1 protein-coding gene is annotated in these 237 nt (G+C 51.9%); it reads right to left on the bottom strand.

Annotated elements, in window-relative coordinates; all coding sequences use genetic code 11:
* A partial coding sequence (locus SB659_RS20490; protein WP_410551767.1) for a poly-gamma-glutamate hydrolase family protein occupies positions 1-231 on the bottom strand: 231 nt, incomplete at its 3' end.
* Between the last annotated feature and the right edge of the window lie 6 nt (positions 232-237).

Here is a 237-nt window from a genome sequence, read left to right as displayed (position 1 = left end):
GCCACGAACAGGATCGGTGCCTCCTACGATAATATGCTCGGCGCTGTCACTGTAACCGTGGAGCGATATAGCGCGTTGGTGTCGCGAAACTAAGGCAAGTGCAGTCGGTTCATCGTAATGGGTACTCGTGATGTGGAGGTCGAAGCCGTTCGGCGTCTTAAGAGATTCGAATAGATACGTAGAATAGTCGTTACTGAGTTCGCGAGCTAACTCGCTAGTTCCGCCTTCAATACTGCC

It is taken from the genome of Arthrobacter sp. SIMBA_036 (genome assembly GCF_046535135.1).
Taxonomy (GTDB): Bacteria; Actinomycetota; Actinomycetes; order Actinomycetales; family Micrococcaceae; genus Arthrobacter.
The sequence above is the reverse complement of the archived record's forward strand: the minus strand, read 5'-3'. Positions and strand labels throughout refer to the sequence as shown.